This window comes from Collinsella sp. LCP19S3_A7 (assembly GCF_052121995.1).
GTDB lineage: Bacteria > Actinomycetota > Coriobacteriia > Coriobacteriales > Coriobacteriaceae > Collinsella.
Genome location: NZ_JBQKDE010000008.1, coordinates 45,252 through 59,976, shown reverse-complemented (window position 1 = coordinate 59,976; position 14,725 = coordinate 45,252). Strand labels below are relative to the sequence as shown.

Genomic DNA, 14,725 nt, shown 5'->3' with positions numbered 1-14,725 from the left:
TGAGTCACATTTCTTTTGGAGGATTACCTACCATGGCAAAGAACATTACGTTCAATACCGATGCCCGCGCTAAGCTCGCCAAGGGCGTCAACACTCTGGCCGATGCCGTTACCGTCACCATGGGCCCCAAGGGCCGCTATGTCGCCCTGCAGCGCACGTTCGGTGCCCCGACCATCACCAACGACGGCGTTTCCGTCGCCAAGGAGATCGAGCTCGAGGACAACATCGAGAACATGGGTGCCCAGCTGGTGAAGGAGGTCGCCACCAAGACCAACGACACCGTGGGTGACGGCACCACCACCGCAACCCTGCTCGCTCAGGCCATCGTTAACGACGGCCTGCGCAACGTCGCCGCTGGCGCCAACCCGCTGGCCATCCGTCGCGGCATCGACAAGGCCGTCAACGCCGCCGTCGCCGAGATGAAGAAGCAGGCCAAGCCGGTCGAGACCAAGGAGCAGATTGCTTCCGTCGGTACCATCTCCGCCGGTGACCCCGAGGTCGGCGAGAAGATCGCCGAGGCCATGGAAGTCGTGGGCAAGGACGGCGTCATCACCGTCGAGGATTCCCAGACGTTCGACATCACCATCGACACCGTCGAGGGCATGCAGTTCGATAAGGGCTACGTCTCCGCTTACTTCGTCACGGACAACGACCGCATGGAGGCCGTGATGAAGGATCCGTACATCCTCATCACCGACCAGAAGATCTCCAGCGTCCAGGACATCATGCCTGTTCTCGAGGCTGTCCAGCGCGCTGGCCGTGGCCTGCTCATCATCGCTGAGGACATCGACGGCGAGGCTCTGCCCACCCTCGTCCTCAACAAGATCCGCGGCGCCCTCAACGTCTGCGCCGTCAAGGCTCCGGGCTACGGCGATCGCCGCAAGCGCATTCTCGAGGACATCGCCGTCCTCACCGGTGGTCAGGCTGCTCTGGACGAGCTGGGCGTGAAGGTCGCTGACATCACCGCCGATATGCTCGGTACCGCTAAGTCCGTCACCATCTCCAAGGACAACACCGTCATCGTCGGCGGCGCTGGCTCCAAGGAGGCCATCGACGCCCGTATTGCTCAGATCAAGGGCGAGATGGAGAACACCACCTCTGACTTCGACCGCGAGAAGCTCCAGGAGCGCCTGGCCAAGCTCTCCGGTGGCGTTGCTGTCATCAAGGTCGGCGCTGCCACCGAGTCCGAGCTCAAGGAGATCAAGCATCGCGTCGAGGACGCCCTGCAGGCAACCCGCGCTGCTGTCGAGGAGGGCATTGTCGCTGGCGGCGGTGTCGCCTTCATGGACGCTGTGCCTGCGCTCGATGCAGTCGAGATCGACGACCCCGAGGAGAAGATCGGCGTCGACATCGTCAAGAAGGCTCTGACCGCTCCGGTCGCAACCATTGCCAAGAACGCTGGCTTTGAGGGCGCTGTCGTGGTCGACAAGGTCGCCGAGCTGCCCGCTGGCCAGGGTCTCAACTCTGCCAGCGGCGAGTGGGGCGACATGATCGAGATGGGCGTCCTCGACCCCGTCAAGGTCAGCCGCGTCACCCTGCAGAACGCTGCTTCTGTCGCCAGCCTGATCCTCATCACCGAGGCCACGGTTTCCGATGTGCCCAAGAACACTCAGCTTGAGGATGCTATCGCTGCTGCTACCGCTGGTCAGCAGGGCGGCGGTATGTACTAAGGCCGACAAGGTCTAGAACTCCCACCGGGAATCCCGGGGGCGTGACGGGGTTTCTCTCCGGAACGTCCTCGGACATGCAAAGAGGCTCCGCATCGCGCTTCGCGCTGCGGAGCCTCTTTGCGTCCTGCGGAATGTTCCGGAGAGAAACCCCGTCACGCCCCCCGGATCCCCTGCGTTTACGGCCTTGAAGTCGGCTCGCGGAGAAGGACGTGGTTGTTGGGGATACGTATCCCGGACGCTGTTTCGCGGCTTTGCCGCGAAAAGCGCGTTACTTTGGGGAGGGTGGGGAACGTGGTTATTGCGGCAACTGATCCCCACCACAAATTACCTTTGGCGTACTTGCGCGAAAGCCTGCCCGTGCTAGACTTGGAATTGCTGTTTCAGGGCGGGGTGAAATTCCCCACTGGCGGTAAATCGGACGGTGCCAGAGGGGCGCCGTGGCGCAGGCGAGGTACCTGCGTCCGAGCCGATGAGTCCGCGACCCGTGCGTGCGTTGGTTCGCATGTCGGCTGAACTGGTGAGATCCCAGTACCAACGGTTAGAGTCCGGATGAAAGAGGCAGGTGATCTTATGTCTGAACAGTCGCAGCATATCCATTTTGAGAACACGAATAGGTGGAGCACCAAACAGCTCGTTACCATGGCGCTGATGTGCGCCTTGGGCGCCCTGTTTATGTACGTGCAGCTGCCCATCCTTCCTTCGGCGCCGTTTTTGACCTACGACCCGTCGCTGGTGCCGGCGATGGTGTGCGGGTTTGCGTATGGTCCCGGCGCCGGTACTGCTGTTGCCGCTATGGCTATCGTTATTCACGCGCTCACCACGGGTGACTGGGTCGGTGCGCTTATGAACCTGGTTGCCACGCTGGGCTACATTCTGCCCGCGGCTATCGTCTACCAGAAGATGCATACCTATAAGGGTGCCGTGATTGGCCTGGTGTTCGGCGTCATTGCCGCTACGGCGCTGTCTATGGTTGCAAACCTTACCATTGGCGTATGGTTCTGGTATGGCTCGGTCGATGCGATCGCTCCGCTCATGGTTCCTGCCGTGCTGCCGTTCAACCTTATCAAGACCGTGCTCAACTCGGTGCTCACGCTTGCAGTGTACAAGGCGGTCTCCAACCTCATCACGCCTAAAAAGAACCAGGTCAAAGGCCGCGCATGATTGATTGTCGAGGCGTTTCCTTTAGCTATGACGGTGTCACGCCGGCGCTCGACGGTATCGATCTGAACATCGAGGATGGCGAGTTTTTCTGCATCCTCGGCGGCAATGGGTCGGGCAAGTCGACGTTTGCCAAGCATCTGAATGCGCTGCTGCAGCCCGATGCAGGAACGGTGCGTATCAACGGCATGGACGCGTCCGATCCCGAGCTGGTCTACGACATCCGCTCGACTGCGGGCATGGTGTTCCAGAATCCCGACGACCAGATTGTGGCGACGCTTGTCGAGGACGATGTTGCGTTTGGTCCCGAAAACCTTGGCGTGCCATCGGCGCAAATTGCGCAGCGCGTACGCGAGGCGCTGAAGGGTGTGGGCCTGGTGGGCTTTGAGCGCCACGAGACCCATGCACTTTCGGGCGGCCAAAAGCAGCGCGTGGCGCTTGCCGGCGTGCTCGCCATGGAACCGCGCGTGCTCATATTGGACGAGGCTTCCTCGATGCTCGATCCGCGTGGACGTAAGGGCCTCATGAAGGTTTGCCGCGCGTTGCACGATCGCGGCATGACCATCGTGATGATTACGCACTTTATGGAAGAGGCCGCCGAGGCCGATCGTGTCGCGGTGTTTCGGGCGGGGCGCGTTGCCATGCTCGGTGCGCCCGAGGAAATCTTGACGCGGGCGGACGAACTTGCCCAGCTCAACCTGGATATGCCGGCGTCGTGCTGTCTAGGTAGGGCACTCCGCGCGAAGGGCGTACCCGTTTGCGCGCAGGTGCGTGAGGCGGATATGGTCGCCGAGATTGCACAGGTTTATGCTGAGCGGAGCGGGGCGGACGTCGCTGGGCGGCCCTCCGCATCCGATTCTCGTGTGCTTGACCATGCATCCTCTGCAGCCGACGGGATGGTCGCGTCGGAACCCGTCATCGAGATTTCGCACCTCTCGCATAGTTACTCGCTGAGCGCCCGCGAGCGCCGCCGATGGCGCAAGCGCTCGACCACTGTGGGCGCATCGGGCAAACAGGCTCTTTGGGGCAACGATCCAAACAGCCCCTGGGCGCTACGTGATGTTTCGCTGACGGTGCGTCGCGGCGAGTTTCTGGGCCTGGCGGGTCATACCGGCTCGGGTAAATCAACGCTGGTTCAGCATCTCAACGGGCTGATTCGTCCACAGGAGGGGAGCGTTTGCGCACTGGGGCTCGACCTATCAAGCAAGAAAGGCGCCGCCGCGGTTAAGGCCAAGGTCGGCGTGGTGTTTCAGTATCCCGAGCGCCAGCTATTTGCCGAGACCGTGGCGCAGGACGTGGCGTTTGGCCCGCGCAACCTTGGCCTGCCGCAAGACGAGGTTGTTCGCCGTGTCACAACATCGCTTGCGCGCGTGGGCCTCGACCTTGCCGCGATAGGCGACAAGAGCCCCTTTGAGCTTTCGGGCGGTCAGCAGCGCCGCGTGGCGTTTGCCGGCGTGCTCGCCATGGAGCCCGAGGTCCTGGTGCTCGACGAGCCCATGGCGGGGCTCGATCCGGCTGCGCGCAGGGATTTCCTGGAGCTCATCGATCGGCTCCATCGTGAGGGCCTGACCGTTGTCATGGTTTCGCACAGCATGGATGACCTGGCAAATTGTTGTGACCGTATCGTTGTGATGAACGAGGGCGCGGTGTTTGCCGATGGAACGCCCGCACAGGTTTTTGCGCACGCGAACGAGCTCAAATCGATCGGTTTGGGCGTTCCCGCTGCGCAGCGCATGGCATTGTCGCTCGTGCAAGCCGGTGTGCCGCTCCGCTGCGACAAGCTTTATACGGTTGAGTCGCTGGCCGACGAGCTGTCCGGCATGCTGCTAGGCTGCGCGGACGGACCTTTGAGGGCGTCGCGTCAGGCTGGTTTCAAGATGGCCACGCAAGAGGAGGGCTGCTAATGGAGGCATTCTCATTTGGCAGCTACTATCCGGGGGAAAGCGCAGTGCATCGCCTGGATCCGCGCACTAAGTTGCTCCTAGGTTTCGCATTTCTGATCACTGCGCTCACCGTCGGCAGCTTCCGCGGGCTGGTTCCGGTCGAAATTTTTGTCGTGCTGGTCTATGTCGCGGCCCGGGTTCCGTTGCGTCGGGTCCTATCGTCGATGGCACCACTGCTGGCGATTGTCGTGGTGGTCGCGGTGCTCAACCTGTTTTCCGATCAGAGTGGCCGCATTTTGTGGCAGTTTGGCTTTTTGCAGGTGAGCGAGGGCTCGCTGCGTTCTGCGACGTTTATGGCGTGTCGTCTGACGATGATGATGGCCGGCATGAGCGCCATTACGCTCACCACGCCGACGCTCGACCTCACCGCGGGTTTTGAGCGCCTGCTCGCACCATTCGCGCGCGTGGGGCTTCCGGCGCACGAGCTCGGCATGATTATGGGTATCGCACTGCGGTTTATGCCACAATTTGCCACCGAGATGAAACAGACGGCCGATGCACAGGCAAGCCGTGGCGCGCGCGTGACGGGCGGTCCGCTCGGTGGCGTGCGCATGCTCGGCAGTGTGGCGATTCCGCTGTTTACTGGCGTGTTCCGTCATGCCGAGACGCTTTCGGCCGCCATGGATGCGCGCTGCTATCACGGCGAGCGGGGACGCACGCGTCTGCATGCGCTTACGTTTGGCCGCGGGGATGCACTGGCCGCGGTGGCGATGGCGCTGCTGGTGGCATGCGTTGTCGTTATCAATCTTCAACTCGTCTAAGCTCGATTCGAGCGCAAGAAAGGGGTCTCTATGACCGACATCGATCGCACGGCTCAGCTCGAACGCGTCTGCTCGTATCTCAGGCGCATTCCGGCGTGGTATCTTGCCACGACCGATGCAAACGACGGGCATCAGCCCCGCGTGAGGCCGTTTTCGTTTGCCATGGTCGATAACGACAAGCTGTGGTTTTGCACGTCGCGCGACAAGGACGTGTGGGCGGAGTTGAGCAAGAATCCCAAGTTTGAGGTGTCGGGCTGGAAGCCGGGGGAGTGCTGGATCGTGTTAACTGGCGAGGCCGCACTCGAGGACGATGCATTCGTGAGTGACAAGGTGCGCCAGACGGGCTTTAAGCACATGGTGGGCATTGGCGAGCAACACGATAGTGCCAACGATGACCGCCTTGCGTTCTTCTCGGTCCGCAACATCGCCGCGCGGTTCTGCGATATCGACGGCAGCGAAGAGCTCCTCGAGCTTTAATTTCCCAAATTGGCTGCCCATTCCAAAAAGACTGGTCAGATGACAGGAGGAAACGTGGACGGATTGAATACGGTGCTGGAGTATCTGACGTCGGTGCCGGCGTGGTACCTAGCGACGAGCGTGGACGGGCAGCCGCATGTGCGTCCGTTCTCGTTTGCGCAGATTCAGGACGGCAAACTGTGGTTTGTAACGGCGCGCACCAAAGATGTGTGGCAAGAGCTGCTGCAAAACCAGCGCTTTGAGGCCACGAGTTGGTGGCCGGGCCATGGTTGGTTGATCCTGCGCGGACGTGCGGGTCTGGACGACCGGGCTTCGGATGAAATGCGCGAGGCCGGGTGGAAGCATCTTGAGCGCTTGAGCGAGCACTATGAGGGGCCTAACGATCCCACGCTTGTCTTCTTTAGCGTCGAGGACCCCGAGGCTTTTATCTGCAATCACGACGAATGGGTTCCGGTCGAGCTCTAGGCTGCTCTGGGCGACCCTTAAGTTTGGTATTCCGTATAAGGTGGGCTCCGCATTGGCCAGCAGTATGATGCGCTGCGGCTAATGCAGAGCTCGCTTATTTTTTGTCAATTCTTTCAAGCGAATGTGTCGGGTATGCTTCAATGCATGAAGACACAAATTATTTGCGTAAATATGCATTCTCGGGTGCTAAAGTTTCAACCTACCTCATAACGACGGCTGCGGAATGCGCAACGACGCATAAGACCGCAGACAAGGAGTCCGATATGTCTTTAAAGGTTGGAATCGTCGGCGCGGCTGGATATGCCGGCGCCGAGCTTATTCGCCTCGTGCTCGGCCATCCCGAGTTTGAACTTGTTGCCATTACGTCCAACGCCGATGCCGGCCAGCTGCTGTCCGCGGTGTATCCGAGCTTTGCTGGCGTGAGCGATCTGGTTTTCACCACGCATGACGCCCCTGAACTCAAGAGCTGCGATGCGGTATTTCTCGCCGTGCCGCACACGGCTGCCATGGCACAGGTGCCCGCTCTGCTTGCGTCGGGTGTCTCTTGCTTTGATCTTTCGGCCGATTACCGTCTGAGCGACGCGTCCGTCTTTGAGACATGGTATGCCGCCGAGCACACGAGCCCCGAGTTGCTTAAAACACGTGCCTTCGGTCTGCCCGAGTTGTTCTGCCAGGACTTAGAGACCGCTGCATCCGACCACGCCGACGGCAAGCCCGTACTGGTCGCCTGCGCCGGTTGCTATCCCACCGCAACGAGTCTTGCTGCCGCGCCTGCCGTGCGTGCGGGCTGGGTGGCCCAGAGCGGCCCCGTAGTCGTCGACGCCATCAGTGGCGTGACGGGTGCCGGTAAGTCGTGCAACACCCGCACCCATTTTTGCAGCGCGGACGAGAATCTGGAGGCCTATGGCGTAGGAAAACATCGCCATACGCCAGAAATCGAGCAAATTCTGGGCCTTACCGATCGCGTCGTCTTTACTCCGCACCTGGCACCGCTCAAGCGCGGCCTGCTCTCTACGGTGACGCTGCCGCTCGCAACGCAGGCTCTCGAAGCGCTGACTCTTGAGGATGCCGTCGACCATTACAAGAAGTTCTACGCCGGTCGTACCTTTGTGCGCGTGCTCGATGCCGGCCAGCAGCCCAAGACGGCTTCGGTTGTCGGTACCAATGCCGCCCAGATCGGCCTTGCGCTCAACAAGCGTGCGGGCGTGCTGGTGGCGACGGGCGCCATCGACAATTTGTGCAAGGGCGCTGCGGGCCAGGCGGTCCAGTGCGCCAACATCGTCTTTGGTTTTGACGAGCGACGAGGCTTGCCCACAGTGGCGTGCCCGGTGTAGCACATTCGATTATTAACGATTTGGTAGTCGGGTATCGAGTTTGGCGCCACTTTTAAGCTGGTCTCATGATTGTGGCTGGCATGGCGCACCAACCGATGCCCATTTTTTGTTTGACATAAGGAGTCGTAAAGACGATGAATGCTGAGCAGTTCGATATCAAGATTCGTGCCGTAGAGGGCGGCGTAACGGCGGCAGCCGGCTTTAAGGCGGCGGGCATCCATGCCGGATTCCGCAAGAATCCCGAGCGCCTGGATTACGCGCTCGTTGTGCCCGATAAACCCTGTCCCGGGGCCGGCGTGTTTACGACTAACCGCTTTTGTGCGGCGCCCGTGCAGGTGAGCCGTGCCAACCTGGGCGGTACGGACAAGGGCTATGGCATCATCGCCGGTGTTTCAATCAACTCCGGCAACGCGAACGCCGCCACGGGCGAGACCGGCCTTGCCTGTGCGCGTGAGACGTGCAATATCGCCTCGCAGGTCATTGGCTGTGAACCCCAACAGATTTTAGTTGCCTCCACGGGCGTGATCGGACAGATTCTGCCGATCGACACGTTTGAGACGGCAATTCCGTCCGCCTACGAGGCACTCTCTGCCCATGGCGGCGCCGATGCAGCCCGTGCCATCATGACGACCGATACGCATTCCAAGGAGTATGCCGTTCGCTACAGCAGCGAGGCCGCGGGGCACGCAGGCAATACCTATACGGTGGGCGGCATGTGCAAGGGATCGGGCATGATCATGCCCAATATGGCCACCATGATCGCGGTCATTACTACCGATGCCCCCGTCGAGTCGGCGGCGCTCCACACCCTACTGCTCTCGACCGTTAAACAGACCTTTAATAAAGTGACGGTCGATTCCGATACCTCGACCAACGACACCTGTATCATGCTGGCTTCTGGCGCTGCCGCCGCGGATGCCGAGGCCATCGTCGAGGGCACTGACGCCTTTGACGAGCTGGCCTTTGCCGTGCACGAGGTGTGCGAGAGCCTGGCGCGTAACATCGCGGCCGATGGCGAGGGTGCGTCAAAGCTCGTGACGGTTAACGTCACCGGCGCCGCCAACGACGAGGAAGCCGATATCGCCGCCCGCGCCGTCGCCAACTCGCCGCTCGTCAAGACCTGCATCGCTGGCCACGACTGCAATTGGGGTCGCGTTGCCATGGCGCTCGGCAAGTGCGGCGTAAAGTTTAATCAGGAAGACGTTTCCATCGACATGATGGGCATGCCCGTCTGCCGCGATGGCCTGACTGTTCCTTTTGACGAGGACGAGGCCCTGCGACGTTTTGAGGCGCCCGAGATCGTGATTTCGGCCGACCTGGGCGCAGGCGACGCGGCAACGACCGTGTGGACCTGTGACCTCACGCACGAGTACATCTCAATCAATGGTGACTACCGCTCCTAGACTCCAGGCACGCTGCGCATCTCGCCGCGATTGCGGGCAGCGGAGCACAGCGCGATAACGATACGAAAGACGAGGCAGATTATGAAATTCGCACGCGATTGTCGTTCGAGCGAATCCAACGAAGCAACTGCGCAGCTGCTGTTCGAAGCGCTGCCGTGGATTAAAAACCTGACCGGCAAGACGGTCGTTATCAAGTATGGCGGGGCCGCCATGGTAGACGAGCAACTGCGTCGCGACGTGATGAGCGACATCGTTTTGCTCAAGATTATCGGCATGCGCCCCGTCATCGTGCATGGCGGCGGTAAAGCCATCAACGAGGCGCTGAGCCATTACGATATGCCCGTCGAGTTTAAGAACGGCCAGCGCGTGACCACGCCGGCGACCATGGATATCGTGCGCGAGGTGCTGGGCGGCAAGGTTAACCAAGAGCTGGTGGCGGCAATCAACCACCACGGTAACTTGGCCGTGGGCGTATCGGGCAGCGACGCCGGCACGCTCATCGCCGAGCCGCTCGACCCCGAGCTCGGACGCGTGGGCAAAGTGACGCATGTCAACACCGACTACATCGAGAACTTGCTCGATAGCGAGTATATTCCCGTCATCGCTACCGTCGCGGCGGGGGAGGACGGTGGCTTCTTCAATATCAACGCCGACACCGCCGCCGGTGCCGTTGCGGCGGCGCTCCACGCGCACAAGGCGATCTTTTTGACCGACGTCGACGGCCTGTACAAGGACTTTAGCGATAAAGACTCGCTCATCTCCAACCTAACGCTCGACGAGGTTAATGAGATGCTCTACGCCGGCGAGGTCGATAAGGGCATGATTCCCAAACTGCGCGCAGCCGTCGATGCGCTTGTCGGCGGCGTATTTCGCGCTCACATCATTAACGGTACCACGCCGCATTCGCTGCTCCTGGAGCTGCTGACCGATGCCGGCGTCGGCACCGTGATCCACTCTACCGAGACGGCCTACGAATTTGATACGCACCCGCACCCGCTTTCGACCTTTGCGGCGCGCCTGACCGAGAACCTCGACGAGGTCGAGAAGCTCCAGACGGTCTAGCTGGTTAGAAATCGTCACACCGTTACACCCACAGTCCGCGCCACCTGGCGCTTAACGAAAGGCATCTCATGTCACTTGCAGCTCAACAATCGCTCGAATCCCACTACGTTATGCAAACCTTTGGCCGCTCGCCGGTCGAGTTTGTCGAGGGCCACGGCATGAAGCTCACCGGCGACGACGGTCGCGAATATCTCGACTTTCTTGCAGGTATTGGCGTATGCAGCCTAGGCCACGGCAACCCGGCGGTGCTCTCGGCGCTCGAGGCCCAGGCCAAGAAGCTCCTTCATGTCTCCAACTACTTCTACATTGAGCAGCGCGGCCAGGTCGCGGCGTTGCTGTCCAAGCTCGCCAACGACGATGCGGACGGTGCGCGCGTGCTTGCCGACGCGATTGCCGCTGGCGACGAGACCACGGCGGCGGCGCTTGGCGCTCCGGCTGCGGGCGAGCAGGTGTGGGAGACGTTCTTTGCCAATTCCGGTGCCGAGGCCAACGAGGGCTCTATGAAGCTCGCGCGTCTGTATGCCAAACGTGCCGGCAACGGTGGCAACACCATCGTGTGTATGCGCGGCGGATTTCATGGTCGTACGCTCGAGACCATTGCGGCGACCATGCAGGATTGGCTGCAGGACAGTTTCCGCCCGCTGCCGGGTGGCTTTGTGGCATGCACACCCAACGATGTAGATGAACTGCACGCAATCTTTAAGCAGTTGGGAAGCGAGATTTGCGCTGTGATGCTCGAGCCGATCCAGGGCGAAAGCGGTGTGCATCCCATGACTGAGGAGTTTATGGCTGCGGCGCGCGACTTGGCACACGAGGTGGGTGCCGTGCTGATCGCCGACGAGGTCCAGTGTGGTATTTTCCGCTCCGGCAAGCCGTTTGCGTTCCAGACTTATGGTGTGGAGCCCGATATCATGAGTCTTGCCAAGGGCATCGCCGACGGCGTGCCCATGGGTGCCGTGGTGGCAAAGAAAGAAATCGCTGACATCTTTAAGTCCGGCGACCATGGTTCGACCTTCGGCGGCAGCTGCTTGGCCATCGCGGCGTGTGCCGCGACGCTCTCCGCGCTTGTGCGCGGTGACTACGCAGACCATGCCGCCAAGGTGGGTGCCTATATGGAGGCAAGGCTCGCCAAGCTGCCGCATGTTACCGAGGTGCGTGGTCGCGGCCTAATGCTCGGCTGCGATTTGGACGATGCTGCGGGTGATGCGCACGACGTTGTGGCTCGCGCATTGGTGGCTGGTACCGTGATTAACGCTACAGGTGCACATACACTGCGCTTCTTGCCGCCGCTCGTGTGCGAGGAAGCCGATGTGGACAGCCTAATCGAGATCCTGGCGGGTGTCTTGGGCTAACGCGGCGCAATAACTCAATTTGGACCGGATTCCGGACTGCGGACGTGCCCTATGCGGCATGATTCAGCGGTCTGGAGCCCGTTTTGCCTTAGATTTGCTAAGGCAGGGAGACCTGCTGGTCAAAAAACATCAAATATGAGTACTGTTACCGATTTGGTAGCAGCAATTTTGGACTAATAAGGCCAGATGGCAAGTCGAAATGGCGATGAATACACGATTTTGATCTGACTGTTAGTCCTTATAATGGACATATGTTGCGTAACCTAAGCAAACACTATCTGTTTATATGTTGCAAGCAAAGTAGCAGTACTCATTTTTGCCATTTTTTGACCACGGACCTTGAAATAAGGGGTCCTTAGGGTTCGAATCCCATGCGCCGGGCACAAAAAAGAAAGGCCTCCAACACCGGAGGCCTAACAATTCAATGGTGGGCGATGAGGGATGTCCGCGTGCGGCTGGCGCCGCCCGCTTCCGCTTCGCCGCTCCGCTCCTCGCGTGCTGCGCTGGAAAACGCTTCGCGTTTCCTCAGCTCCGCACCCTTGCGGGTTCGAATCCCTCTGCACTGGGCCCAAAAGGGAAAGGCCCCCATCGCTGGGAGCCTTTTCAATCAAGTGGTGGGCGATGAGGGATTCGAACCCCCAGCCTTGTGCGTGTAAAGCACCTGCGCTAACCGTTGCGCCAATCGCCCGCGGGAATTGAGTATAGCGGAAACCCTGCGGGGTTCACCGCTAATTCATAACGAAATCTAAGCGGAGACTTCGGTGCCCTTGTTCTCGTCGATAAAGAAGCGCTTGTACCAAATGAGGAACGTCAGCGTGGTATAGATCTTGCGCTGGTTGAGCGCGCGGCCCTCAAAGTGATCGTCGAGCAGCTTCATGAGCGCATCGGTGTCAAAGAAATCGGCAGCCCACGGTGCGGTGAAGTACTCCTTGACGTAGTCGTAGTACTTCTGCTCGCGCAGCCAGAACTTAACTGGCACCGGGAAGCCAACCTTCTTGCGTGTTGCCCACTCATCGGGCAGCGTGCGATTGGCGGCGTGGCGCAGGACAAGCTTGCAGCCCTCTTCGTTGACACGGTAGTTGGCGGGAATATGCTCGGCGAACTCCATGACCTTTTTGTCTAGGAACGGAACGCGGAGCTCCAGGGAGTGTGCCATGCACATCTTGTCTGCCTTGAGCAGGATGTCGCCCGGAAGCCACATGTTCATATCCAGATATTGCTTCTTAGAGAGCTCGCAGCAGTCGGGGACCTGCTTGTAGTACTCTGCGCACATTTCGGAGGCGTTCTTGCCGGTGTCGTAAGCTGGCTTGAGAACCTCGTCAACCTCGGACGGGTCGAACACCTTTGCCTGGCCCACGTACCAGCGCTCGGGGACCTCGGCGCACTTGGTCAGGAAGTTGTGACCCTTAAAGTAGGGGAGATGCTGAACGAGCGATCCCAGGGCACGGCGCACGCCGAGCGGCACGCGCTTCTTGAAGGATCGCATCTCGGGGGTGTCCTCGTACCACTCGTAGCCGGCAAACAGCTCGTCAGCGCCCTCGCCCGAAAGGACGACGGTAACTTCCTCGGCGGCCATCTGTGCCAGATAGTACAGCGGTACGCTGGAGAGGTTCGATTGCGGCTCGTCCATGTGGTACTGGATATCGGGTAGCGCGTCGAAGAACTCGTCGGCGGTGATCATCTTGCGCACGTTCTTAATGCCAAGCTTGTCGGAAAGCTCGGCGGCGTAGTTGGTCTCGTTGAAGTTCTTGTAGTCAAAGCCGACGGAATACGTGGTGTCGGGCATGAGGCAGGCGGCAATGTAGCTGGAGTCGACGCCGCCGGAGAGGAACGAGCCAACTTTAACATCGGCGATGCGGTGCGCGGCAACGCTCTCGTGCACGACCTTGTCGCACTCGTCCACGTACTCCTCGAAGCTCTTGGAGTTGTCATCGGTAAAGTCGCAGCTCCAGTAGCGCTTGATATCCATAGTGTTGGTCGTAAGGTCGTACGTAAAGCAATGCGCGGGGGCAAGCTTGAACACGCCCTTAAAGAACGTCTCCTCCGTGGCAGGGAACTGCAGCGTGAGGTAGGGACGCAGCGCGTCGCGGTTGACGGCCTTCTCAAACTTGGGGTGGTCCAGGAAGCTCTTGATCTCGGAGCCAAACAGCAGCGAGCCGTCGGAGGCCCGGTAGTAATAGAACGGCTTGATGCCAAAGATGTCACGGGCGCCGAAGAGCTTGTTCCTGTTCTGGTCGTGAATCACGAACGCATACATGCCGCGCAGGCGGTTGACCAGGTCCTCGCCCCACTCCTCGTAGCCGTGCACCAGGACCTCGGTGTCGGCGTTGCAGTGGAAGACGTAGCCGGCAGCCTCGAGCTCGGCGCGAAGCTCCTGGAAGTTGTAGATCTCGCCGTTGAAGACGATGGTGACCTTGCCGTCATCGCTCGACATGGGCTGAGCGCCAGCCTCGGAAAGGTCGAGAATCGAAAGACGGCGGAAGCCGAGGGCGACGTTATCGACGATGTGCTGGCCACCCATATCCGGCCCGCGATGGATGATGCGATTCATCATGGCCGTGAGAACCAGCTCACTCTGTTCATCTGTACCGGTAAAACCGACAAAACCGCACATGCAAGATCCTTTCTGCTGACGGCTTAGGTGCGCTGCCGCAAGGTTTGCAGCAGTCGATATCAATCAATCCTTACTATCATGCCAATCTTTTGCTTCGTGATGGGGCATAAGCGCCGAGGGGACCGAAAAACCACGGCCCGCACGTTGGGTGAAGCGGCGGGCCGTGACTGCGACGATTGCTGTGTGGGAGAGCGCGAGAGGGGCTAGCGCTTGCCGCGCTTGGCAAGGCGGTGCTCTACCTTGGTGACGACGTGGATGAGCGGAATCGTCACAACCAGATAGTAGAGTGCGGCGCAAATGTAGGATGTGATGTTGCCCGTGGTGGTCGTGAGGTTTTTGGAGAACAGCATGAGTTCCATGACGCCGACGCTCGAAAACAGCGACGTGTCCTTGTAGAGCATGACAAACTCACTGGTCATCCCCGCATCACGCGCATTTGTAGGGCGGGGTTTTGTTATTTCGAATTAACCGTGCGCTGGTCCTTGC

General features: G+C 60.1%; 12 protein-coding genes, 1 tRNA gene and 1 riboswitch. Of the genes, 10 read left to right on the top strand and 3 right to left on the bottom strand.

All coding sequences use genetic code 11. The annotated features are described in order from the left end of the window. The first annotated feature begins 32 nt into the window (after positions 1-32). The 10 genes from groL (at position 33) to ACTQV3_RS05225 (ending at position 11,625) form a co-directional block, all read left to right on the top strand. Positions 33-1,670 (top strand): chaperonin GroEL, encoded by a 1,638-nt coding sequence (gene groL, locus ACTQV3_RS05270; protein ID WP_154514811.1) that lies wholly within the window; start codon positions 33-35, stop codon positions 1,668-1,670. Between the two features lie 372 nt (positions 1,671-2,042). Beyond that, positions 2,043-2,235: riboswitch (FMN riboswitch) on the top strand. A gap of 5 nt (positions 2,236-2,240) precedes the next feature. After that, entirely contained in the window at positions 2,241-2,831 is a 591-nt protein-coding gene (locus ACTQV3_RS05265) for an ECF transporter S component (protein ID WP_229770605.1), read from the top strand. Further along, positions 2,828-4,732 (top strand): energy-coupling factor transporter ATPase, encoded by a 1,905-nt coding sequence (locus tag ACTQV3_RS05260; RefSeq protein WP_441535953.1) that lies wholly within the window; start codon positions 2,828-2,830, stop codon positions 4,730-4,732. Before ACTQV3_RS05265 ends, ACTQV3_RS05260 begins: the two co-directional genes overlap by 4 nt. Next, positions 4,732-5,532 carry an energy-coupling factor transporter transmembrane component T family protein gene (locus ACTQV3_RS05255; RefSeq protein WP_441535954.1) on the top strand — a complete coding sequence of 267 codons (801 nt, stop codon included), beginning with the start codon at positions 4,732-4,734 and terminating at the stop codon, positions 5,530-5,532. The genes ACTQV3_RS05260 and ACTQV3_RS05255 overlap by 1 nt, the downstream gene beginning before the upstream one ends. A 30-nt stretch (positions 5,533-5,562) precedes the next feature. After that, on the top strand, positions 5,563-6,009 hold the full coding sequence (locus ACTQV3_RS05250; protein WP_441063642.1) for a pyridoxamine 5'-phosphate oxidase family protein: 447 nt from the start codon (positions 5,563-5,565) through the stop codon (positions 6,007-6,009). 54 nt (positions 6,010-6,063) lie between these two features. Then, positions 6,064-6,474 (top strand): pyridoxamine 5'-phosphate oxidase family protein, encoded by a 411-nt coding sequence (locus ACTQV3_RS05245; RefSeq protein WP_427718303.1) that lies wholly within the window; start codon positions 6,064-6,066, stop codon positions 6,472-6,474. 263 nt (positions 6,475-6,737) lie between these two features. Continuing rightward, complete coding sequence (gene argC, locus ACTQV3_RS05240) at positions 6,738-7,808, top strand: N-acetyl-gamma-glutamyl-phosphate reductase (protein ID WP_427795080.1); 1,071 nt, start codon at positions 6,738-6,740, stop codon at positions 7,806-7,808. A gap of 134 nt (positions 7,809-7,942) precedes the next feature. After that, positions 7,943-9,211 carry a bifunctional glutamate N-acetyltransferase/amino-acid acetyltransferase ArgJ gene (gene argJ, locus ACTQV3_RS05235; protein WP_441535955.1) on the top strand — a complete coding sequence of 423 codons (1,269 nt, stop codon included), beginning with the start codon at positions 7,943-7,945 and terminating at the stop codon, positions 9,209-9,211. Positions 9,212-9,292: 81 nt separating this feature from the next. After that, positions 9,293-10,273: an acetylglutamate kinase gene (gene argB / locus ACTQV3_RS05230; RefSeq protein ID WP_441535956.1), complete on the top strand. Its 981-nt coding sequence runs from the start codon at positions 9,293-9,295 to the stop codon at positions 10,271-10,273. A gap of 68 nt (positions 10,274-10,341) precedes the next feature. Further along, on the top strand, positions 10,342-11,625 hold the full coding sequence (locus ACTQV3_RS05225) for an aminotransferase class III-fold pyridoxal phosphate-dependent enzyme (RefSeq protein WP_441535957.1): 1,284 nt from the start codon (positions 10,342-10,344) through the stop codon (positions 11,623-11,625). 612 nt (positions 11,626-12,237) lie between these two features. Here the strand turns inward: ACTQV3_RS05225 and ACTQV3_RS05220 are convergent. The 3 genes from ACTQV3_RS05220 to ACTQV3_RS05210 all read right to left on the bottom strand — a co-directional run bounded on the left by ACTQV3_RS05220 (position 12,238) and on the right by ACTQV3_RS05210 (position 14,658). Then, positions 12,238-12,313, bottom strand: a tRNA-Val gene (locus ACTQV3_RS05220). Between the two features lie 57 nt (positions 12,314-12,370). Next, a complete protein-coding gene (asnB, locus tag ACTQV3_RS05215; protein ID WP_154514792.1) occupies positions 12,371-14,239 on the bottom strand; it encodes an asparagine synthase (glutamine-hydrolyzing) in 1,869 nt (622 codons plus the stop codon). A gap of 203 nt (positions 14,240-14,442) precedes the next feature. Further along, a complete protein-coding gene (locus tag ACTQV3_RS05210; RefSeq protein ID WP_441067643.1) occupies positions 14,443-14,658 on the bottom strand; it encodes a hypothetical protein in 216 nt (71 codons plus the stop codon). Positions 14,659-14,725: the final 67 nt, after the last annotated feature.

Coding starts and splice junctions, on each gene's coding strand:
- groL (WP_154514811.1), top strand. CDS start 33: ATGGCAAAGAACATTACGTTCAATACCGATGCCCGCGCTAAGCTCGCC.
- ACTQV3_RS05265 (WP_229770605.1), top strand. CDS start 2,241: ATGTCTGAACAGTCGCAGCATATCCATTTTGAGAACACGAATAGGTGG.
- ACTQV3_RS05260 (WP_441535953.1), top strand. CDS start 2,828: ATGATTGATTGTCGAGGCGTTTCCTTTAGCTATGACGGTGTCACGCCG.
- ACTQV3_RS05255 (WP_441535954.1), top strand. CDS start 4,732: ATGGAGGCATTCTCATTTGGCAGCTACTATCCGGGGGAAAGCGCAGTG.
- ACTQV3_RS05250 (WP_441063642.1), top strand. CDS start 5,563: ATGACCGACATCGATCGCACGGCTCAGCTCGAACGCGTCTGCTCGTAT.
- argC (WP_427795080.1), top strand. CDS start 6,738: ATGTCTTTAAAGGTTGGAATCGTCGGCGCGGCTGGATATGCCGGCGCC.
- argJ (WP_441535955.1), top strand. CDS start 7,943: ATGAATGCTGAGCAGTTCGATATCAAGATTCGTGCCGTAGAGGGCGGC.
- argB (WP_441535956.1), top strand. CDS start 9,293: ATGAAATTCGCACGCGATTGTCGTTCGAGCGAATCCAACGAAGCAACT.
- ACTQV3_RS05225 (WP_441535957.1), top strand. CDS start 10,342: ATGTCACTTGCAGCTCAACAATCGCTCGAATCCCACTACGTTATGCAA.
- asnB (WP_154514792.1), bottom strand. CDS start 14,239: ATGTGCGGTTTTGTCGGTTTTACCGGTACAGATGAACAGAGTGAGCTG.
- ACTQV3_RS05210 (WP_441067643.1), bottom strand. CDS start 14,658: ATGACCAGTGAGTTTGTCATGCTCTACAAGGACACGTCGCTGTTTTCG.